Genomic DNA, 21,973 nt, shown 5'->3' on the forward strand with positions numbered 1-21,973 from the left:
AGAACAATAGTGAAGAAGAGAATTCTGCTGGTTGTCGTTCCCGTGGTTATTGCGTTGCTGCTGGTCATTTTTGGCCGCGATTTCCTCGATCTCTATCGGCTGCAGAACTATGTCGCGAATTCGAGCAAGGCCTACCTGGCCGACGGCGGGGCGTGGCCGCATCTGACCGATGTCTGCATGGGCTGCCATGGCGTGAAGGGCAATTCGCTCGCTCAGGGATATCCGAGCCTTGCCGGGCAACCGGCCCCTTACGTGACGGCCCAATTGCGCAATTTTGTCAGCGGCCAACGGAGCGATCGGAACATGGCGCCGCTCGCGATGACTCTGGGTGCGAGCGAAATCAAGCTGGTCGCTGATTACTACGCCCAGCAGAGCCCCGTCGAAAATCGCTACTTCCACCCTGATCCGCATCTGCAGGTAAAAGGCGAGCAACTGGTGAAGGCCAGTGCCTGCGTGGCATGTCATGGTGCCGCGCTGATGGGCCACGACCAGTTTCCGCGTCTCGCGGGCCAAGGCTACGACTACTTGGTGAAGCAACTCAACGCCTTTGCCGACGGCGCACGTACGGAACCCACGGGCACCATGAAGAGCCTCGCGGCGGCCATGTCGCCGGAGGACCGCGCGGCTGTCGCCAGCTATCTCGCAAGCCTCAAGCCGGACACGAAGTGAAGAATTGAAATCAATGCGCATCGGGAGTCTAGCCTTGGATCTCAAGTCTTATGTCATTTGTCTTTCTTGCATGGGCAATGACGACATCGGGATGTGGATAGGTGAAAGTTCAACCACAAGCGTAGTGACTTTTCGCTATGGAGTGCTCGATGACCGCGACCGAACCGATGGTTTTCGATTAGTGAGATTTGTATTGGAGACTATGATGAATCAAACCTCGCGCAATGCAATGCGCTTCACAGCCTGGAGCGCCATCATCGGCGGCCTTCTGGCCTACGCAAACGTCGGGCTGTCGGCGGCGGTGATCGGCACGGACGCGGATATGGTGCTGCACGGCGCATCGATGCTGGCACTGCCGCCGGAATCTCGCGACCTGTTCCGCTGGTGCATGGTTGCCGACACGTTCGGCTTCTATTTTCCTTTCCTCATTATCGGCGGGTATTTCGTGCACGTATTCCGTGAGGAGTTGGGAGCGCTCGGCAACATGGTGGCGTTCGCTGTCGTCCTGTACGTCGTGGTGGGCGTGACAGGTGCAGTGATGCAGTTCGCGATCCTTCATCCGCTCGCGCATCTGTATGCAGGTGGGGACGATGCTACGAGAGGCGCGGCTGCGGCGGTCTGGACTGCGATAGCCAATGCGACGCAAAACGGACTGTGGTGGATCGAAAGTCCACTCGTGCTGTTCTGGACGCCAATCGCAGCCAACCTGCTCAAGAGGGCGGGCTGGAAGGGATCGATTCTGCTGAAGATCGTCGGGTGGGCCTTTGGACTTTTTTTCCTGTTCGGCTTTTTCCCGGAACTTGATGCACTTTCGAATGTAAGCGAGGCGGTCGTGGTACTTGTCTTGCCGCTATGGATGGTGTGGTTCGGCTGGCAGTTGTTGCGCCGTTCGCGGACGTACGCCGAAGCGGCCCCGGCGTTTGCAGGATAAGGTAAGGCGCGCTGGCCGCATGGAGCCACGCGCAGAGTCTTGATGTGCTGTCCTCGCGGGTCAACATCGGGATCGAGAAGGCGCCGATTCCGGGCCGCGACGCGCCTACGCCGCCATGGCGACCGCGGAAACTCGAGCCTGATCCAGTTCCTATGCCGATCTTGGTTAATACGTAAGCCATAGGTTTTTGAAGTCGCTGTGCCTTGCCGGCACGCCAATTCCACAATAAAGGAGCATTTGCATGAGAACGTCCCGCCGTACTTTTATGATTACAACCGCTGGCGTCGCCACGGGGCTGGCGCTTTCGCGCCTCGCATTCGCCGATGCGGCCAAGGTGTCGGAAGTCGACTCGACGGCTCTCGCACTGGGTTACAAGATCGACGCGACCAAGGTCGACAAGACGAAGTACGCGAAGTACGGAGCGGGGCAGGCCTGCAGCAATTGCACGTTTTATCAGGGCAAGTCGATTGATGCATTCGCTCCGTGCCCGATGTTCGGCGGCAAGCAGGTCGCGGGCAAGGGGTGGTGCAGCGCCTATAGCAAAAAGGCCTGAATACACAAGGGTGCGCGCAAACCAGTTTCACGCCAATTAGCGCGGAAGCTGGCGGCGAGATCAACGGATAGCCTGATCGTCTGCCGACAAGGTGGTCATGCCGTACGGTACGGCATCCTGACGTGATGGATTGGTCAAATGAGAGCATTTACAGGCACGATCCGGTTCAAGATCATGCTGGCGCTTGGTGTTTGCGTCGCGCTGATGGCATCCATTGGTCTAATGGGGCTTCGCGGTCTCGCGAAGCTCAGCGCGGATATGGGCAGCATGTATTCGGCGAGCACGGTGCCAATCGAGGATCTTGCAGCGGTGCAGGCGGCCGCTCTGAAGATCCGTCTTCAGATGCGTTACATCCAGGCACTGCATGAACAGGACAAGGCTGCGGAGCTTGTTGCAAGTATCGGTGAAGAACAGCAAAAGCTCGACCGGGCCTGGCATGACTACTACCCAGCGAAAATTGCCACGTCCGATGAGCGCCGGCTGGCCATTCGGGTGGCGAAGGAACTGGCGGTTTTCCGGACGCAGTCGGACGATATCGTTTCGGTGCTGCGCGCGGGAAATCTGGACATGGCGGCATTTTCGATCGACGAACTCACAGAAACCGGCGATGCGGTGTCCGACGCGATTGGCAGAGACGTTGCGCTGAGCGCGATGCAGGCGAGGCAGTTGGCTGAGCGAGGCAATGCCACCTTCAACGCATTGAGATGGACGGTGCTGGGCGCGATCGGTCTGGGCATCGCGGCGGCCGCTACCGCTTCCGCATGGCTCGTGTGGACGATTACGACGCCGTTGAAGGCTGCGCTTGGCGTCGCCCGGCAGATCGCGGAAGGTCGGCTGGGCGATGCCGCCGGGATCCGCTTGCGAGGAGAATTCGGACAGCTGCTCAGTGCGCTGCAGGCAATGGATGGGCATCTCGCAAGGACCGTTCAGACAATCAAGGGTTCGAGCGACTCGATTCTGAGTGCATCCAGCCAGATAGCAGACGGGAGTGCCGACCTGTCAGCCGGAGCAAAGCGGCAAGCGACATCACTCGATGAAACGGCGGCGAGCATGGGCGAACTGATCCTGTCGGTTCAGCGTAACTCGGATCACGTGCGCCAGGCGGCGGAGTTTGCCAACGCGACGTCACTCGCGGCCGATAGCAGCATGGTCGCGGTCGAGCAGATGAGAGGCGCAATGCACGATATCGCTGCGAGTTCGGCGAAGATCGTGGAGATCACGGCGCTCATCGAAGGAATCGCTTTTCAGACCAACATTCTGGCGCTGAATGCGGCCGTCGAGGCAGCGCGCGCAGGCCAGCATGGACGCGGATTCGCGGTCGTCGCGGGCGAAGTCCGCAGCCTCGCGCAGCGCGCAGATGTTGCGGCGAAAGACATTAAGGTTCTGGTCCGGACCTCGGCTGAAACCATTTCGGGGGGATCCGCGCACGCAGACCAGGTCGTGCAAGCGATGCTCGATGTTCGGGAGGCAATTAAACACGTGGTCGAGATCAACGACGACATCTTCTCGGCCTCTGAAGAGCAGCTCGGGGGAATTGGACAGGTCAACGAGGCCGTGAGCCGTATGGGTCAGGTCATTCGCACGAATACGGCGGTAGTTCAACAGGCGGCAGAAGCAGCAGCCTCGCTGGAAGAGCAAGTGGCCGCCCAGAGGCGTGCGATCGCGGTATTCGAAGTCTATTCGCCGATGGACTTGGCATCAGTTTGATTACCCGCTGCCAGGACGTACCCAACAGGTCGGGTGAACAGACGGCTCGTGCAGGGACAGGGGTGGGCAAAGTCCGGTGCGGGCATCACCGATACGGCGCGAGATTCGCGTCTCTGCGCACTACCTCTTGGCGCTGGACAGCGGCAAGAACGTTGACCAGATGATCGCGGAACAGCGCAAGGCTGTGCGCCTATCCGTTTTGTCCGCAACTCGAAACAGGAACGGGGAATACTGATTTCAATGGTAAGACACGTGATGAAAAGGACTGCTCACAATCGGGATAGCCAATTTCGCGTCGGGACGGGCCGATGCGACTAGTGCGGCAACGCCGAAACGCCCAATCGAGACAGGATCATGACAGCGCCTACTCAGCGACATGGCAGGAAGCCGCGCACATCAAACGTAGCACCAGGAGGGGCTGCGACTGATGGCCTGCGAGCACAGGGCTTGCGTACACGTGATGCCATCATTCGCATCGCAAGAAAGCTTTTGCTTGAGAGCGGCCCGCTAGAATTCTCCTTGCGCGCAGTTGCTCTTCGCGCCGGGATCAGCGTTAGCAACCTTCAATACTACTTTCCCACGCGGCCGGCAGTACTGCGAGCCGTCGTCGCACCTGTAGTCGAAGCGTATTGGTGTGAGATGAAGAAGGCGCTTGAATACTGTGCTTCGCCAAATGACGCCGCCACGTACGTGGACAAGCGTGGGAATGTCTGCAGCAGTCAGTGTTTTCCCTATTTTTTTTGTCTTGTTTGTAGGTCGTTGCGGCGTTAGTATTAGGTCATAGAGGCGCAAATTGTGGTCCTTGATACGGCGTGCAGGACGTAGCCTTCAATAAGGGAAGGCTTCGAGTAGATCTCCAGCAAGCTGTGTATTAGGTTACGAAGGGATTATCTGCTTTGCAACGCAGCAACATTTTGCGTTTGCCCTGGCGCACTACCGTTGCGGTTTTTCCTTATCAATAGACGGCCATAAGAATTTGCGACCCCATTGCCGTTTGGTGAAGAGAGGGAGCAAACGAGCGAGGCGATTGTGCCGCGAGGAATTCATCGCTCAAACTGCTGTTTACGAGGTGCTTGGCAATTGGCAAGTTTCATCGCGCCAAGGTGGCTCTGAATGCGGATTGGAAATTCCCCTCGCCAGGCCGAAAAGGGCTTTTGTGGGGGGGGCCGCAAGCCTCAATGAATAGCACCGGAGCGCATGTATGCACGATGAGGCACGTGGCAATCTGGTCAAGGTGGTTTAATAAGCATAGCGTTGAAATTAAACATAGGATTGCGAATTTAGACGGCGTGCATCAACGATGGCCAAATAATGGCAGCAGAGATTAAGTATGCGCGGTTCCCTCGACCGGCATGGACGAGAACTGGATCGGAAGGAGCATGGTGATGAGGAGGCACACAGTCGGTACCGCGCAAGCTTTTGTGGTTGCCTGGTTGTTCGCGGCAGAGGCGGTTGTAGCAGGTGATCTCACCGCGGTGGGGGAGGCGAGCGCGGGGCGAGCCCGGACGGGCTGGTGCCGGCATTCGCAGGGGGCAGGCGCGTGTAGAAGCGCGCGAGCCGGCATCAAGGGAGACGGCAGGGGACTGACATGAAAACCAAGATCAACGGGCGACGCACTGCGATTTCGCTGGCCATTCTGGGCGCAGCGACCTCCAGCGCCTACGGCTATGAATTCACGACGGGTATCAACGACCTTAGTGGCTCGTGGGTGACCAACCTCACAGCAGGCGCGGGTATCCGCACCAAAAGCCCCAGTTGCTCGCTGACAGGCGATGCGGGTGCCAACAACTGTGGCGCGGCGGCGAACGTCAACCAGTGGGGCTTTGGTGACGACGGCGACCTGAACTACCGCAAGGGGCAGCCGTTCAGCACATACATCAGTGCGACCAGCGAACTGTTGTTAAAGATGCCGAGTGAAGGTCTCAAGTTCATGGTCCGTGGCACGGGCATGTACGACTTTCTCGCGGGCGACACGAACCGCACACCGCTCTCGAGCACCGCGGCGGCGCAGGTGGTCTATGACGCGCAACTGCTGGACCTGTGGGCCGAGAAGGACTTCACGATCAATAATGGGAGCGCCCACGTGCGGGTGGGCAACCAGGTGATCAACTGGGGCGAAAGCATTTTCGCGGTGGGCGGCGTTAACGCCACCAACTCGATCGACGTCCAGAAGCTGCTGATTCCGGGTTCACAGCTCAAGCAGGCGCTCCTGCCTGCACCCATGGTGAGCTTCGCAGCAGATCTCGGCCATGGGTTCAGTACAGAGGATTACTACCAGTTCCAGTGGAATGGGAACCGCTACCCTCCGGTAGGATCGTTCTGGTCCACCACAAACGTCCTGGGTCGCGGCGCGGAACCGCTCACGGTCAACACGAATAACTTTAACGTAGCCGGCCCCAGCGCGGGGACGATCGCAGGGGCAAACAGCGGCAACCAGAACGTGATCAACGGGATCAACAGCGGTCTCGTGAACGGCGTCTATGCCGGGCCGCCATGGAACGATATCGGCATCCCGGTGAACTGGCAGGCTCCGTCGAAGTACCACCCGCAGTTCGGCCTGAAGTTCAACTATTCGCCGCGCTCGTTCGACGCGAACTTCGCGTTCTACTATGAAAACTATACTGACAAGTCTCCGGTTCTTTCTTCGCTGGCAAACGGAACGGGACAGTGGTCGTATCTGGAGAATCGCCAACTCTTTGGTCTGAGTGCGAATTTCGGGCTGGGTGACTGGGCAATCGGCACTGAATTGTCGTATCGGCCTCATGACGCTGTAGCGTTGTCGAGTTGCTATGGCGCTGGCGGTCCACTGGACGCGAACACTAACGGTGTCGCGGGCGTCAATTGCCAGCAATGGGCCGACGAGAAGAAGATCCAGTACGACATCAACGGCCTGCTCGCGCTCACGCGCAGCGAGTATCCGTTCCTCAAGCTGCTGGGCGCGGATGCTGCGGCGCTGACCTGGGAACTCACGTGGATCTACTACCCCGGCTTGAGCACGCACGGCATCACGCGCACGATCAACGGACAAATGATCACGCAGGTGCCCCAGGCAGGTTATCTGCCATGGCTGAACAATAACTCCGGTCTGGGCTATCCGATCGCGATGGCACAGGGTACGTCGAGTTCCGTGGGCGCGACGGTCGACTTCAACTGGACCTATGACGGCACCCTGATCCATGGCTGGCAGGTGACGCCGGGTGTGACGTTCGCCGACGCGCTTTACGGCTATACGCCAACACTCACCGCGAACTACCTTCAAGGCGCGAAGTCGCTGAACTTATACGTGCTCTTCAACCAGAATCCCACCGTCTGGCAGGCAGGCATCAACTACACGCTGTTCTTCGGCGGGCACCAGACGGTCGGTCAGCCCTACGCAGATCGCAATTTTGTCGGGATGTTTGTCACCCGGAATTTCTGACAGGTTAGCCTGTGAGAGGCGGCGCACGCCATGCGCCGTCGAAATACTTGAAGGGATAACGTCGTGCTAAATCGTCTGGTCAGCAGTCTGGAAAGATTTTTCTTCGGTCATCGTGTGCTCGTGCTCGTGAGCATCGGCCTGTTCACTGCCGTCATGGCAGTTTTCGCCGTGCAGCTCCGCATGGATGCGGGCTTCGAGAAGCAGATGCCGATCGGCCACGAGTATATTCAGACGTTCCAGAAGTACCGGAACGACCTGCTTGGCGCGAATCGGATCACCGTGGTCGTGCGCGCACGCAAGGGCTCGATCTGGACGAAGGACGGCCTCACGCGCCTGTACAACGTGACCCAGGCGGTGACGTACCTGCCGAGCGTGGACCGCATTGGCGTGCAGTCACTATGGACGCCGAACGCCTACGTGAATGAAATCACCAATGAGGGGTTTCGTGCGGAACCGATCATCTCCGGTACGATCACGCCTGACCAGATGACGCCCGAAATTGTCGCGCAGATCCGCCGCGCGACGACGCTCGGCGGCTATGTCGGCACGCTCGTTTCGCACAACGAAGACAGCGCCATGATCACGGCCGAGCTCAATGAGCGCGACCGTAACGGCAAGGTGCTCGATTACGTGGCGTTCAACCACCTGCTCGAAGCGAAAATTCGCAAGCCGTTCGAGGACGCCGGCTATGACATCCAGATTATCGGATTCGCCAAGCAGATTGGCGATATAGCCGATGGTGCGACCGCCGTGCTCGGTTTCTGTGGAGTTGCTCTGCTGTTGACCGCGCTCGCGGTCTACTGGTACTGCCATTCGCTTCGCTTCACGGTGCTGCTGATTGGCTGCTCGCTGACCTCGCTCGTCTGGCAGTTCGGGACGCTGAAGCTGCTGGGCTTCGGTCTCGATCCGCTCGCGGTGCTGGTGCCGTTCCTTGTGTTTGCCATAGGCGTGTCCCATGGGGTTCAACAGGTGAATTACATCGTTCGCGAGATCGCGCACGGCAACAGCTCGTACGACGCGGCACGCCTCAGCTTCAGCGGTTTGCTGATTCCGGGCGTGCTGGCACTGGTGACAGCGTTCGTGTCGTTCATCACGCTGCTGCTGATTCCGATCCCGATGGTGCGCGAGCTCGCGATCACCGCAGCGCTTGGCGTCGCGTACAAGATCGTCACGAACCTGATCCTGCTGCCGGTCGCCGCATCGTGCTTCAACTTCACGAAGCGCTATGCCGACAACGCGCTTGGACGTGCACAGCAGCGAGCGAAACCGCTGCGCGTACTGGCGCGGGTGGCCGAGCCGAAGTTCGCGAGCCTCACGCTGGCCCTGACGGTGGTCGTATTCGGACTGGCTGCGTGGCAAAGTCGCGACCGCGTGATCGGCACGCTGCAGCCAGGCGCGCCGGAGCTGCGCGCGGAGGCGAGGTTCAACCGCGATGCGACCTCGATCGCGTCCAGCTACGACATCGGCCTCGACTGGCTCACGGTGGCCATCGAGTCGACGGGGAAGGCCTGTGACAACTCGGCGGTGGGCCTCTACGAAGACGATTTCGCCAGCACGATGCAGACGGAGCCAGGTGTGGTGTCGGTGCAGTCCTACCCGGGAATGCTCCGCCGCTATAACCAGGGCTATAACGAGGACTATCCGAAGATGAACGTGGTTCCGATCGATCCGGAGAACTACGGCGCGGTGTCGGTCGACGTCGGTCGTGTGAAGGGCTTCATGAAGCCGGACTGCTCCATGACGGCCGTACACCTGTTCCTCTCGGACCACAAGGCCACGACGATCAACCGGATTCTGGACGATGTGAAGGCGTACCGCGCAACGCATGCGTTCCCGGGCATCACGGTGCGGCTGGCCGCGGGCAACGCGGGCGTGCTGGCGGCGACCAATGAGGAAGTGGCGAAGAGCGAACTGCCGATGATGTTGTATGTGTACGCGGCGATCCTGGTGCTGGTGTTACTGGCGTACCGCGACTGGCGTGCAATGCTGGCGTGCTGCTTGCCGCTGACGGTGGCGACCTTCATCGGCTACTGGTTCATGAAGGAACTGCAGATCGGGCTGACGGTGGCCACGCTGCCGGTGATGGTGCTGGCTGTGGGGATCGGTGTGGACTATGCGTTCTATATCTACAACCGTCTGCAGGTGCATCTGGCGGGTGGCCAGAGCATCGTGAAAGCGGTGCAGCACGCGATGCTGGAGGTGGGGGTGGCCACGATCTTTACGGCGATCACGCTGGCGATTGGGGTGGCGACGTGGAGTTTCTCGGCGCTGAAGTTCCAGGCGGACATGGGCAAGCTGCTGGCGTTCATGTTCCTGGTGAACCTGCTGATGGCGATGACGGCGCTGCCGGCGCTGGCTTCGGTGCTGGAGCGGTGGTTCCCGCGGAGGAAGCCGGCGCGCGCGCCGGGTCTGTTCAGCCACTGACGCCTGAAGACGCAATCAAAGGATGCAAACCATGATCAGGACTCTTGTAACGTGCATGGCACTGTGCATGAGCGCAGTGGCCTTGGGCCAGACGCCGGGCACTGTGGCGGACTGGGCGGCGAAACCTGCCCACGCGTGGGCGGAACCCTCGCACAGGATGCTGCTGGACGCCACGCGTGCCGGAAAGCGCATGGTGGCGGTGGGCGAGCACGGCGTGATCGTTCTTTCGGATAACGATGGAAAGACATGGCGGCAGGCGCAGCAGGTGCCTGTTTCGGCCACGCTGTCTGCGGTGACGTTTGCCGATTCAGAGCACGGCTGGGCGGTAGGGCAGTGGGGCGTGATTCTGGCCACGAGCGACGGCGGGCAGACGTGGCAGAAGCAGCGCATGGACCTCTCGGTGGATCAGCCGCTGTTCTCGGTGCTCTTCACCAGCGCGCAGGATGGCATTGCGGTGGGCCTCTGGTCGCTGATGCTAGCCACGCACGACGGTGGACAGACGTGGACAAAGATGATTGTGCCGAAGCCGCCGGGCTCCAGCCGTGCGGACCGCAACCTGTACCACGTTTTCTCGGACGGACATGGCGCGCTGTACATCGACTCGGAGCAGGGGATGGTGCTGAAGTCGACGGATCGCGGTGCAAACTGGAGCTATCTGGCAACGGGCGGCAAGGGCACGCTGTGGTCCGGCGTAGCGCTTCCCAGCGGCCGCATCGTGGTAGGCGGCCTGCTGGGCAGCCTGTATCAAAGTAGCGATGGCGGGGCGACCTGGGTGCCGCTGAACTCGGGAGCGAAAAGTTCGATTACCGAGATCGTTGCCGCAGGAGATGGACTGATTGGAATCGGGCTCGACGGAATGGTGCTGAAGCAACGCGCGGACGGCTCGTCGTTCGAGGTTACTCAGCGTCCGGATCGCGCGACACTGACCGCGGCCCTGATCAATGCGGGCGGCAAACCGGTTCTGTTTTCTCAAACTGGGGTACTTCAAGACATCAGCGTGTCGAAATAATTCGGTATACGAATTAAGTATCCATGAGCGTGACTAAAGAGGAAGCATTTGGTCTTCTTAATTTTCGACAACATAGGTTTCAGGATATACACCACAGTTCCATGACGCGGACCCATGATGCATGGCGCAGATCGCAGGCTCTGGACGATCACCACTTTCGGCCATTGACGACGTACTCGTCGCCCAGGCGCTCGATCGGCATTGGTTAGCCCGCTCATTGCTTGCGTCGGTCCGTTCCGTTCCCAAACTTCAGGCGCCGGAATGTCCCGCGAGGCCGCTGTCCTCTTGATCAGATTGATTGCCAGGACTTGGCTCCGCCTTCTAAAGATTACCGAAACGTATGTTGTGACAATTCGTGGCGAGCCGGATTAGCGCCGTCAGCCTGTATGGCAAAGGTTCGCTTTTGTTGCTGAACCTGATTGCGTTCGGCCGGCATGGCGGCGTTGGCCGACAGCCGCGCGCGCAATACGGGATCAGATCTCAAGCTTTTGGATGAGGTTTTCATGTCAGAGAATAGAGTAGCCGAGTACGAGCAACTCGGTCCCATTGCCGTTATTACGATGAGCCATCCCCCAGTCAACAGCCTGGGGCACGGGTTAAGAAGCGCGATCGTCGCACTGATCGACCAGGCGCTCGCAGACCCGCAAATAAGCGCGATAGTGCTGACGGGCGGGGAAAAGATTTTCAGCGCCGGGGCGGATATCCGTGAATTCGACGCGCAGAAGCAGGCGTCCGCGCCCACGCTGCATGATGTGATCGAGGTGATCGAAGCGTCCGGCAAGCCGATTGTCGCTGCGATTGCCGGGGCCTGTCTCGGAGGCGGTCTCGAGCTGGCAATGGGGTGCCATTTCCGTGTCGCCCGGAGCGACGCCTCGCTGGGCTTGCCTGAGGTTAAGCTTGGCTTGCTGCCGGGTGCGGGCGGCACACAGCGGGCGCCACGCCTCCTCGGCATCGAACGTGCACTGAATATGATCGTTTCGGGCGAACCCGAGCGAGCCAGGCAGTTCGCGGGCACCGCGCTGCTCGACGAAGTGGTGGACGGTAGTGTGCTCGACGCGGCCGTTGCGTTTGCTTGCGAGGTTGTCAAGGGCCAGTTGGTGCCGAAGCGCGCGCGCGACATCAAGATCGACGCTCCGCGGGCGGAGCCGCTTTTGCAGTTCGCACGAACGGCCGTGGCGGCCGCATCACGTTCGTTTCCGGCGCCCACGCAGTGTGTCGAAGCCGTGGCGCACGCGGTGGGCAAGCGATTCGACGAAGGCTTGCGGCTTGAGCGCGAAATTTTCATGGGATTGATGGCCACGCCGGAATCGAACGCGCTGCGTCACATCTTCGCGGCCGAACGGGCCGCGTCGAAGTTGCAGGACGTACCTGCCGATACCCCGCTGCGGGATATTCGGCGCGTAGGGGTCATCGGCGCGGGGACCATGGGCGGTGGCATCACGATGGCGTTTGTTGATGCCGGTGTTCCGGTCGTGCTGCTCGAAACGAGGCAGGAAGCGCTGGATCGTGGCATCGAAATCATTCGCGGCAATTATGCCGCGTCAATGAAGAAGGGAAAGCTGTCGCAGACGCAATTCGACGAGCGTCTTTCACTAATCGAACCGACGCTCGACTATGCCTGCCTGGCAGACGTCGATCTGGTGATCGAAGCGGTGTTTGAGGAGATGAACGTCAAGCGTGCAGTTTTCGGCCGTCTCGACGAAACGCTCAAGTCCGGCGCTATTTTGGCGTCGAACACGTCGGCCCTCGATCTCAACGAGATCGCCTCCTTCACGAAGCGCCCTCAGGACGTGATCGGCCTGCATTTTTTCAGTCCGGCAAATGTGATGCGGCTGCTCGAAATCGTGCGCGGTACGGAGACTGCCCCCGATGTGCTGGCCACCTGCATGCATCTCTCAAAGCGGATTCGCAAGACCGCGGTGGTGGCGGGGGTATGCGAAGGCTTTATCGGCAACCGGATGATCGCGCGCTACGCCGAAGCGTCGAATTTGCTGATGATGCAGGGTGCTTCGCCTCAGCAGATTGACGGCGCGCTGCAGCGTTTTGGTCTTGCGATGGGGCCGTTCCGCATGAGCGATTTGGCCGGTCTCGACATCAGTACGGCCGCGCGCAAGCGCAAGGCGGCTGTGGATCCGGCATCACAGGAGCGCATCGTGGCCGATGTGCTGTGCGAGGCAGGACGCCTCGGACAGAAGACGGGCTCTGGCTGGTATCGCTACGAGGCTGGCAAGCGCGATGCTATTCCGGACCCTTCGGTGGACGCGATTATCGAGCAATTCCGCGGCGCGAGAGGTATCGCAGCGCGCAAGATTTCCGATCAGGAGGTGATCGAGCGCTGTATCTATGCGCTCGTCAACGAAGGCGCGCGCATTCTCGAGGAAGGTATTGCCGCCCGGGCCTCCGATATCGACGTTGTTTACCTCTCCGGTTATGGTTTTCCGCGCCATCGCGGCGGCCCGATGCTATACGCGGATACCGTGGGACTGGCGAACGTCGTGCGCGCGCTGAAGCGCTTCGCCGCCGAGCCGGGCGCGCAATCCTGGTGGGAGCCGGCGCCGCTGCTCGTGAAGCTCGTCGAAGCGGGTCGTTCTTTTAATTGACAGGAATTTCGATATGACTGAAGCAGTGATCGTATCCACGGCGCGCACCGGTCTCGCAAAGAGCTGGAAGGGCGCGTTCAACATGACTTATGGCGCGACGCTCGGCGCACATGCGGTGCAGCACGCCGTGGCGCGGGCAGGTATCGATCCCGCCGAAATCGAAGACGTGATCATGGGCGGGACGTTCGGCGAGGGCACGACGGGTGGCAACATCGCGCGTGCGATCGCTCTGCGTGCTGGACTGCCGGTGACGACTGGGGGCGTGACCGTGAATCGCTTCTGTTCTTCGGGTCTTCAGACCATCGCCATGGCGGCGCAGCGCGTAATACTCGAAGGTGCGCCGGCTATCGTCGCCGGCGGCGTCGAAAGCATTTCATGCGTGCAGAACGAATCGAACAAGCACATGATGCTCGATCCGTGGCTCGTCGAACATAAGCCCGAGCTGTACTGGAATATGTTGCAGACCGCGGAGACTGTCGCGAAACGCTATTCGATCTCGAAGGATGCCCAGGACGAATATGGGGCGCGCAGCCAGCTGCGCGCCGCAGCGGCGCAGGCAGCAGGCAGGTTCGGCGACGAAATCGTGCCCATGACGACGACCATGGGCGTGGTCGATAAAGCGACCGGACGGATCGCGACCCGGGAAGTGACGATCGTGTCCGATGAAGGCATCCGACCGGACACGACATTCGAAGCGGTGTCAAAAATTCGCCCGGCGTTGCCGGGCGGCGTGGTCAGCGCTGGCAACGCGAGCCAGTTCTCCGATGGCGCGTCGGCATGTGTCGTGATGAACGGCAAGCTTGCGGAGCAGCGAGGCTTGGAGCCTCTGGGCATCTTTCGTGGTTTCGCGATTGCCGGCTGCGAGCCTGACGAAATGGGGATTGGTCCGGTGTTCGCCGTTCCGCGCCTGCTCGAGCGGGCGGGCGTAAAGATTGCCGACGTCGGCCTTTGGGAGTTGAACGAGGCCTTCGCGGTACAAGTGCTGTATTGCCGCGACAGGCTCGGCATTCCGGACGATGCGCTGAACGTGAACGGCGGTGCCATCGCAGTCGGGCACCCATATGGCGTCAGCGGCTCGCGCCTTGTTGGACATGCGCTGATCGAGGGTAAGCGGCGCGGCGTCAAGTACGTTGTAGTCACCATGTGTATCGGGGGGGGCCAAGGTGCGGCCGGCTTGTTCGAAGTCTGCTGATCGCGAGGGCCGTTCAGCGTTCGTGGTGGGGATATTTCGACTCGAAGGGCGTGTCGCGCTCGTTACCGGCCCTGGCTCGCTGATGGCCGAAGCACTCGGCCGAGATGCGAGGTCGTGCTTGTGGGTGCGTAAGGCAGACGAACTCGCGCATGGGGAATCGTGGCGACCGTCATGGTCAGCGATCACCGACGGGTCGACCGCATTCCCGCGAGTTCGCAATCGAGCGGTGGCGCTACGGTATTGCCTCATCCGCTCGATCGGTCGATAGAGGGCGTGGATGCGGTACCCGAACGTGCTTTACCAATGATTAATAGTCAGCAATGCTGATTTGTCAATTGAAGATTGGCACGTCTGCCTCATCAGGCAGGATGCGTGGTGGGGCGCGCCGGCGTGATCATCGTAAAAGGCGGTTGAGCACCATAAAGCGAGAACGGTACGTTGCGGTTCGACGCCCGGCGCCCGGATGCTCGTATGGGAAAGCAGCCGGCATGTGGCAGCCCAGAAGATCTGGGCGACAGGTAACGAAATACACAATGTATTGTTGAGGAGTTTGTGTGACTACGCATTCGCTTCGGGCGCAGCAGTCCGGTCGCGCTACATTTATTGCCGCCGGCCTGATCTATTCGGTGGGTAGCCTGATCATCAATGTTTTGCCTGTCGTGTTTCAGGCATTGCACGAAAGTCTGGGGCTGAGCGATGAACAACTTGGAGCAATCGGCACTGCTTTCGTGTTGGGATCGGGTATGGCGTCAGCGGCCGGTCCATTCTGGGTATACCGCTGGAATCCGCGATGGGTGAGTATCGTCGCGCTTCTCGTGGCGGCAGCGGGACTATTGGCGGCGGCATTCTTGTCCGCCCCATCAAGTCAAGTGTACTGGTGGTTCGGGATTGGGGTGGCCAACGGATTCGTTGCAACGCCGGCATTTACGGCGCTGGGTTGCACAAAGAACCCGCTCAGAGCCTATAGTCTCGCACTGTTCGCGTCGGCCGCAATAGCGGCCGTAGCCTCGTTCGCGCTGCCGCTTCTCGTTCCCAAGTTCGGCGACCGGGGCGTATTGGCGGCGATTGCCGCGATATTCGCGCTGGGCTTGCCGCTGGCGTCGATGATCTCCAACGTTTGGGCGCACCCGGGCAACTCGCCGGAAGCGGCGGCCGCTGCGCCCGTGCAGTCCGAGCATGCGATTCGCCGTCGCACGACGCTCGCGTCACCAATACTCGCCACGCTGGCGGCAGCGATTTTCACGGGCGTTTTTATGGGCGGAATTTACAACTTCGTAGACGCTATCGCTACCACAGTCGGCGTATCCACCCAGGCCGTGGGATTCATCGTCGCTGGGTGTCTGGTGAGCTCCCTGATGGGGACTCTGCTGCCGTCGTTCTTGGGCGAGCGATTGAAGAGCGTGGTCGTGATCGGTGGCGCGAGCGTGGTTGTCATGGCGTGCTATGTCGGCATGATGAGCGGTTCGACCATCCTGTTCGGCATGGCTTTCGTGATCCACGGGTGCTTTGCTACGCTGATCTATACCTATTACCTCGGCGTGATCCGGCGTCTGGATTTCACGCACCGCGTCTATGTCGCGTATCCGGCGGTCCAGGCGCTAGGGCTCGCTGCCGGAACTACCTTTGCGGGCTTGGTCCTTGCGCGGTTCTCGCCGGCTGTCCTGTTCGCGGGATCCGCCGCACTGGTGATCGCCACATGGCTTTGCCTGGTGATTGCGGAGTGGCTCGCTGTGCCGTCGCGTGTCTGCCAGGACGGAGTGCTGGTGGAATCGTGAAGCCCGGATGATAGCGGTCATGAGCGCGGGCGGTTCTGTCGCGCTCAAGGCTGGTCGGCCGATTCAAGATCGGGGCAGCGCGGGGCATTTATCAGCGTTTCGTCGCAAGTGGGCATGTGGGAACCACACGCCCCACGGTCTACTGTGCCTCCAGGCATGCGCTCGCGGGGATGACTAAAAGCGCTGGCATGGGAATTGGGGGCGTCCGGCATACGCGGCAACACCGTTTGCCCGACTTTTGTCGAAACGGCGCTGACCGAAGCGATGTTCAAGCTCTCACGCGAGGCCGCGTTCGCCGTATGGTCGCGCTTGATGCCGGAGCTAACGTAATTGGCCAACGTGTACGTGAAAGTCAGTGTCCATGCTCATTAACGGTTTCGACTTCGAAAAGGGTGAAGGTCCGCCATCATCTGTCGAATTGGCGCAGACGTGGAAGCCGTGGATGTATACCTGCGTCGAGGCCTTCGGCACACGGCCCGCTCCATGTTCGAAAGCAATTTCCCCGGTAGATAAAGGTCTATCCGTGCATCATTTGATGTGGCGATGGTCCTGGGTTGTTCAGTATTTCGAAGACTGGACCTTCGCGTCTTCAGGCAGCAAACCATCGACCGTCATCTCGCGCACCGAACGGTGCGAGGCAGCCTAGCCGCCGAGCTCGATGGTCTCCGGGGACTCGCCCCGATGCCTGATCGCCTTGCCGAAAAAGGTATTGGCCGCGGCCACTTCGCGCCTCGTTATGGGCACGAAGTCAACCGTCTGTCCAGCCTTGCCGCTCGCCAGCCAGGTACAGCTAAGCCCACCTGGCACGAATCTTCAGATTCGCTACCTTGAACGCTTCCTTGTACCGTTTTACCGTATTCAATTCTCTCGTGGCGCTTACATCGACGCACTGACTCATGGGTCGCTTTGGTGTAGATAGAAGACATCATCGTGAACCGCCGTGTTTGGCCTGATCCTCTGTGAAGATCATAAGGGAAGCCGGCGCCGGCTCGTTGTCGACTTCCATGGAATAGAAGTGCCATGGGGCACTGAGGGCGTTCCGTACCGATAGCGTCATTACGGGGATTGACGTTTTCCCTAGCTCTATACTTCTTGATATTAGGTCATAGTGGCTCTATTATTAGGTCGTGTAGGCGTATATTTTTGGGCGGAGCTTCGCTGGCGATTCCGCGACGCCGGAGCTGGTCGGATCAAGAGCGAAAATGGTTGTCGTGGAGCATGAGTTTGCCGTTTTCGGCCCAATTGGGCGAATGCTTGTTACCAGATTGGCGCAATGGCACTCAAGTACGACCATTTTTCTCAAGGCAACGAGAATAGGCAAACGATTGCTAGATATTACGAAGGAACAAAGCGAATCGTGGCAGACCGGGTCCGACAGTTTTGGCTGATCGCTGATCTGATTTAGCCATCAGACAGCGGAAAGCAATTTAGAGGATTTTTCTTGAAAATTGGAAATTTATATAAATCAACCTAATATATTAGGAGTACGATATGAATGTCGCATTGCGCTATGCCACTCTGGTGGCACTACTGTTCTCCATGATGACTTCTGCACACGCACGCGGCATGAGTACGCCCTTCCCCGAGCGGGGGATTCGATATTCTTTGCCGGTGTCAAGTGGGGACCACGACGACACGAGCGTGGATCCTAAAAATGGTAACGCGTCCGGATCCCTTGCTGCGAGTGTCGGCCAGACATCATGCAAGTCACGGGCACAGGTCCAGGCCGAAATCCTGGAGGCGGGAGAGGAGGGTATGCTTCCGTTGCGCTGGGTCGACTATCCTCCCAGCGCAACAACGAGAGCGCGTACTCGCGAACGTTTTTTACGCCTGGAGGAGGTTTGGAAAAAGGAGGGAATAATTCCGGCGACAAACGTAGACAGTGTCAATGGCAAGTTGAAAGACTGAATTGAGGAGCAACTGGGCGAGGGCATTACGTTTGCCGATTTTGGGCAAAGTTGGCACTGGAAAGATGGTAAGTGCGGGCAGTATTCTTCGGTATCGACGACGGTATCATGTCAGTGTAATCCGGCGGAACAGCTGCGCGAGGGTCGAGTGTTGACAATCGAGTGAGCAGAATTCCCCGGCACGCATTCTGTGCAGTGCTTGCACCGGTAACTATCAAGCATTCCCCATCCTCTGTTGCCGGAATGCGACATCGGTGTCCAAGGAGTTGCGAAGAGATCCGGCGTAGGTTTTGGCGTAGGTTTTTGCTCGATGTCCTGCCAGACAAGGCCACGCGACTACTTCGATGATAACGAATGATGTGATAGTTGTTCCGCGAAGCCTTCTTTGCTTTAACCCACGTCGATTTGTCGGCAGCCGACCTGATACGCCAATTTTGCATAATTTTATTTGCCATCATTTTTGGGTGGGGGAGCGGCGTCCGCTTTCTTGATGGATGGAGCTAGCGGCTGACTGAATACCTGCTCAGGGCTGGCGACGGGCGCCTGGTCAGGTCACCCGGAGAAGCGGCGGAGCTGCGATACGGTGGTATCTTTGGTGGTATCCACTCAAGCGAAAAGTAATGGGCTGGCTACAGCAGGGCGATTGAGGAATATTTTCGAGTCCCGCTCTGAGCACCAGTAGATCTCCCAAGACCTCCCAGGATCTACCAAAGATCCTGATAAGTCAAGGCTTTGCGGCACGCGCATTGCCACACTTCCCCAATACTTCCCATTGACTGCCGCCAAAACGGGGGCATCGTTGGGGGCAATATTCGGCGATTCCGGGAAACTCAATGCCCCCCTCCCATTATGCCCCTGACTGACGTCGCTGTTCGCAAGGCTAAGCCTCGTGAGAAGTCCTATAGATTGGCCGATGGCCAGGGCATGTACCTTGAGGTCATGCCCAACGGCTCTAAATACTGGCGCCTGAAGTATCGCTTCGACGGCAAGGAGAAGCGGATGGCGCTTGGCGTCTATCCCACGATCTCCATTCTGGCTGCGCGTAAAGCTCGCGATGCAGCGAAGGACCAGTTGCGCGCTGGCCTCGACCCATCAGCAGAGAAGAAAAAGCAGCGAGAGGAGAGTGATCTTGAGGCTGAGGGAGAAAAGCCACGCACCGTCGCTGACGCATTCGAGGAATACGGCAGGAAGGTATCTCCGAAAAAGGAGGGCGGCCGTGCCGAGCTGCTCAGGCTTGAGCGATTCCTGCGGGACTTTCCGGCACTTGCATCCATGCCCATTGGCGAGTTCAACGCGCCGCAGTTGGCGATATGGCGCGACGCTCGCCTCGAAGGCTATACCCGGCCGGATGGCACGAAGGCGCGCCCGGTAAAATCGTCGTCCGTGTCTCGAGAGATCAGCCTGATTCGGCACGTATTCTCTGTCGCCCGCGACGAATGGCACTGGATGGAGCACAACCCCTTCAAAGGCCTGCGGTTGCCGGCGGAAGTTGCAGCACGTACGCGCCGCGTCGATCCATGGAAAGAAGTTCGGCCGATCGTGCGCTGGCTTGGCTATCGAACGGGGCATGCACCGCAGACCAAGAGCCAGGAGGTGGCGCTCGCGTTTCTCGTAGCACTTCGCACGGCGATGCGGGCCGGCGAAGTGCTGTCGCTCGGGAAGGCCAATCTAGACCTCAAGAAGCGCGTCGCCACGATCAAGCACAAGATGCAGTACGTGACAGGCCGTCCTCGCGAAGTGCCGATCCCCCGCGCCGGCGCGCGTCTGCTGAAGCCGGTGGCGGACAGGGAGCACTGCTTCACCGGCACATCGGCATCGCTCGACGCGCTGTTCAGGAAGGCCAAGGCGGCGCTCGAGATCGAGAACCTGCATTTCCACGACAGCCGGGCCGAGGCGCTGACGAGGTTGTCACGGAAGGTCGACGTCATGACCCTCGCGAAGATCAGCGGCCACAGAGATCTGCGGGTGCTGCAGGAGCATTACTACCGCGAAACGCCGGAGCAGATTGCGGCCCGGCTTTGATGATAGGATTTATATAGGGCCAGCTTATGTGGGTGCCATGGACGCGCGAGGCTCCCCGGCTGCAGTCAAAGGCTGATCTATCGGTTTGGTTCGGCGATGGCGGCCGGGAGTTGAGGGGTGGCAGACCGGGATTGGGCGACTGACTTCGAATCACAATACAAAGAGGTGAACAATGAGCATCTGGGGTTACTTGGCGATCATCGCTCTCAACTTCGTCGTAGCCGCTTACGCGTCAAGGAAGGGGAGGAGCAAGATTGTCTGGTTTGTGATTTCACTGATTATCAGCCCGCTCCTCGCTGCAATTGTGCTGTTTTTCATGAGACCCAATGGGGAGGCCGCAAGTCAGTCCCAGAAGTCCAGCAAAGACCTCCTTGCCGCTGGAGTAGTTCTCACCGCGGTGATTTTCTACTTTATCGGAAATGGCCCTAGCGGTCGCACTTCGGAACCCGTCGCACAGCAGGAGGCAAGCACATCGGAAGCCCCTGCAGCCGCAACGGCGGCTCCTGCCGAGACGCTTGCTGTTGTCTCCTCGCCAGCATTGGCGGCAGGGTTGACCGCGCCTCAGAGCAACGCTGTCAGATCGGCGAAACAGTATCTGAGCATGCAAGGCTTTTCGCGAAGGGGACTTATTCACCAACTCTCATCCGATGCCGGGGAGGGGTACGAAGTCGCTGATGCTACCGTGGCCGTGGATAGCTTGAGCGTTGACTGGAACGAACAGGCCGAGCGATCAGCGAAACAATATCTCAGCATCCAGGGGTTCTCCTGCAAGGGCCTCATCCATCAGCTTTCATCGAGTGCAGGTGAAGGCTACACCGTTCCTCAGGCAACGTACGGAGCCAAGCAAGCGGGCGCCTGCTGATTTAGGCTGGCTGAAATTTGGGGCTGCCGCTTCGCCAAGCCGTCGAAGTGGCGGCCGGATTGATGTGCGGCAGGCAACATTTGCCGCTTGCACCACATCTCACTTTGAGATATCGTGTGTTACATGCGAGTCATCTCCAACAAAGCTCTGATCGAATTCGCCGCCAAGCATCCTGACGCGGGCGTGCCGCTTCAGCTCTGGAGAAAGACGGTAGAGGCGGGAACATACGCCAGCTTTGCGGATCTGAAGAAGGCCTTCAATGCGACGGATAAGGTCGGGAAGTTTTATGTGTTCGATATTGGTGGCAACAAGTTCAGACTGATCGCTGCGGTGCACTTCGACGTGCAGAAGTTATACGTACGCTACGTGTTCACGCACAAGGAGTACAACAGATGGAAACCTTGAATTTTTCGCGGAGCGATATTGAGGAGTTGGCCGCGCATTTTGAGGCCATCTCTCAAAAGGTGCCGCTGCATCCGATCAACTCGGATATCGAGTACGACTTTGCTGTGCGTGCGCTAAATGCGTTACTTGACGCTGGTGCCGCCGACGAAGGGCACCGTTTGGCCCCGCTTGCGGATACGCTTGGCGAATTCATCGGCGAGTATGACGAGGCTCACCATCAACTGCCAGACGTGTCGCCGGCCGATATCCTCAAATACCTGATGATCGAGAATGACGTTCGCCAGGCCGACCTTCCGGAGATTGGGAGTCAGGGCGTTGTTTCGGAGATCCTCAATGGGAAACGAGAATTGAATGTGCGCCAGATCACGGCGCTTGGGCGCCGATTCAACGTGAGCCCCGTGGTATTCCTGCCAGCATAGAGTCCGCGGCGAAAGCCGTCTTAGTCTGCCGCAGCCCCCCCAAGCCCGCCACGCGCGGGCTTTTTCATTCCCGCGCCACC

Annotated in this window: 15 protein-coding genes and 3 pseudogenes; 17 read left to right on the plus strand and 1 reads right to left on the minus strand. The window is 59.3% G+C overall.

Annotated features, from left to right (window positions below):
- Positions 1-9: 9 nt before the first annotated feature.
- The 12 genes and pseudogenes from PWP93_RS28120 to PWP93_RS28175 form a co-directional block, all read left to right on the plus strand.
- Positions 10-669 (plus strand): c-type cytochrome, encoded by a 660-nt coding sequence (locus PWP93_RS28120; RefSeq protein ID WP_421046920.1) that lies wholly within the window; start codon positions 10-12, stop codon positions 667-669.
- Between the two features lie 34 nt (positions 670-703).
- Entirely contained in the window at positions 704-1,600 is an 897-nt protein-coding gene (locus tag PWP93_RS28125) for a hypothetical protein (protein WP_421046921.1), read from the plus strand.
- A gap of 241 nt (positions 1,601-1,841) precedes the next feature.
- The gene (locus tag PWP93_RS28130) at positions 1,842-2,153 is read left to right on the plus strand and encodes a high-potential iron-sulfur protein (RefSeq protein ID WP_421046922.1); all 312 of its coding nucleotides are present in this window, start codon (positions 1,842-1,844) and stop codon (positions 2,151-2,153) included.
- A 138-nt stretch (positions 2,154-2,291) separates the two neighbouring features.
- The gene (locus tag PWP93_RS28135) at positions 2,292-3,860 is read left to right on the plus strand and encodes a methyl-accepting chemotaxis protein (RefSeq protein ID WP_421046923.1); all 1,569 of its coding nucleotides are present in this window, start codon (positions 2,292-2,294) and stop codon (positions 3,858-3,860) included.
- A gap of 354 nt (positions 3,861-4,214) precedes the next feature.
- Positions 4,215-4,538 (plus strand): annotated as a pseudogene (locus tag PWP93_RS28140) (TetR/AcrR family transcriptional regulator); the annotation flags it as partial.
- Positions 4,539-5,448: 910 nt separating this feature from the next.
- Positions 5,449-7,278 (plus strand): DUF1302 domain-containing protein, encoded by a 1,830-nt coding sequence (locus tag PWP93_RS28145; RefSeq protein WP_421046924.1) that lies wholly within the window; start codon positions 5,449-5,451, stop codon positions 7,276-7,278.
- A gap of 63 nt (positions 7,279-7,341) precedes the next feature.
- The gene (locus tag PWP93_RS28150; RefSeq protein ID WP_421046925.1) at positions 7,342-9,702 is read left to right on the plus strand and encodes an efflux RND transporter permease subunit; all 2,361 of its coding nucleotides are present in this window, start codon (positions 7,342-7,344) and stop codon (positions 9,700-9,702) included.
- A 31-nt stretch (positions 9,703-9,733) separates the two neighbouring features.
- Positions 9,734-10,711 (plus strand): WD40/YVTN/BNR-like repeat-containing protein, encoded by a 978-nt coding sequence (locus PWP93_RS28155; RefSeq protein ID WP_421047018.1) that lies wholly within the window; start codon positions 9,734-9,736, stop codon positions 10,709-10,711.
- A gap of 503 nt (positions 10,712-11,214) precedes the next feature.
- Positions 11,215-13,311, plus strand: coding sequence for a 3-hydroxyacyl-CoA dehydrogenase NAD-binding domain-containing protein (locus PWP93_RS28160; protein WP_421047019.1), 2,097 nt, complete (start codon positions 11,215-11,217; stop codon positions 13,309-13,311).
- 13 nt (positions 13,312-13,324) lie between these two features.
- Positions 13,325-14,503 (plus strand): acetyl-CoA C-acyltransferase, encoded by a 1,179-nt coding sequence (locus PWP93_RS28165; protein ID WP_421046926.1) that lies wholly within the window; start codon positions 13,325-13,327, stop codon positions 14,501-14,503.
- A 554-nt stretch (positions 14,504-15,057) separates the two neighbouring features.
- Positions 15,058-16,278 carry an MFS transporter gene (locus tag PWP93_RS28170; RefSeq protein ID WP_421046927.1) on the plus strand — a complete coding sequence of 407 codons (1,221 nt, stop codon included), beginning with the start codon at positions 15,058-15,060 and terminating at the stop codon, positions 16,276-16,278.
- Between the two features lie 261 nt (positions 16,279-16,539).
- Positions 16,540-16,782 (plus strand): annotated as a pseudogene (locus PWP93_RS28175) (amidohydrolase); the annotation flags it as partial.
- Between the two features lie 57 nt (positions 16,783-16,839).
- Here the strand turns inward: PWP93_RS28175 and PWP93_RS28180 are convergent.
- A pseudogene (locus PWP93_RS28180) lies at positions 16,840-17,055 on the minus strand (DDE-type integrase/transposase/recombinase); the annotation flags it as partial.
- A gap of 714 nt (positions 17,056-17,769) precedes the next feature.
- Here PWP93_RS28180 and PWP93_RS28185 point away from each other — a divergent pair.
- From PWP93_RS28185 to PWP93_RS28205, 5 genes are all read left to right on the plus strand, one after another.
- Positions 17,770-18,186 carry a DUF4148 domain-containing protein gene (locus PWP93_RS28185; protein WP_421046928.1) on the plus strand — a complete coding sequence of 139 codons (417 nt, stop codon included), beginning with the start codon at positions 17,770-17,772 and terminating at the stop codon, positions 18,184-18,186.
- A gap of 848 nt (positions 18,187-19,034) precedes the next feature.
- Positions 19,035-20,207, plus strand: a complete 1,173-nt coding sequence (locus tag PWP93_RS28190; protein ID WP_421046929.1) for a tyrosine-type recombinase/integrase — start codon at positions 19,035-19,037, stop codon at positions 20,205-20,207.
- A 172-nt stretch (positions 20,208-20,379) separates the two neighbouring features.
- The gene (locus PWP93_RS28195; RefSeq protein ID WP_421046930.1) at positions 20,380-21,069 is read left to right on the plus strand and encodes an Ltp family lipoprotein; all 690 of its coding nucleotides are present in this window, start codon (positions 20,380-20,382) and stop codon (positions 21,067-21,069) included.
- A gap of 123 nt (positions 21,070-21,192) precedes the next feature.
- Positions 21,193-21,474, plus strand: coding sequence for a type II toxin-antitoxin system HigB family toxin (locus PWP93_RS28200; RefSeq protein ID WP_421046931.1), 282 nt, complete (start codon positions 21,193-21,195; stop codon positions 21,472-21,474).
- The gene (locus tag PWP93_RS28205) at positions 21,462-21,893 is read left to right on the plus strand and encodes a helix-turn-helix domain-containing protein (RefSeq protein WP_421046932.1); all 432 of its coding nucleotides are present in this window, start codon (positions 21,462-21,464) and stop codon (positions 21,891-21,893) included. Before PWP93_RS28200 ends, PWP93_RS28205 begins: the two co-directional genes overlap by 13 nt.
- Positions 21,894-21,973 lie beyond the last annotated feature (80 nt).

The organism is Paraburkholderia sp. A1RI-2L, from assembly GCF_048957375.1.
Classification (GTDB): Bacteria; Pseudomonadota; Gammaproteobacteria; order Burkholderiales; family Burkholderiaceae; genus Paraburkholderia.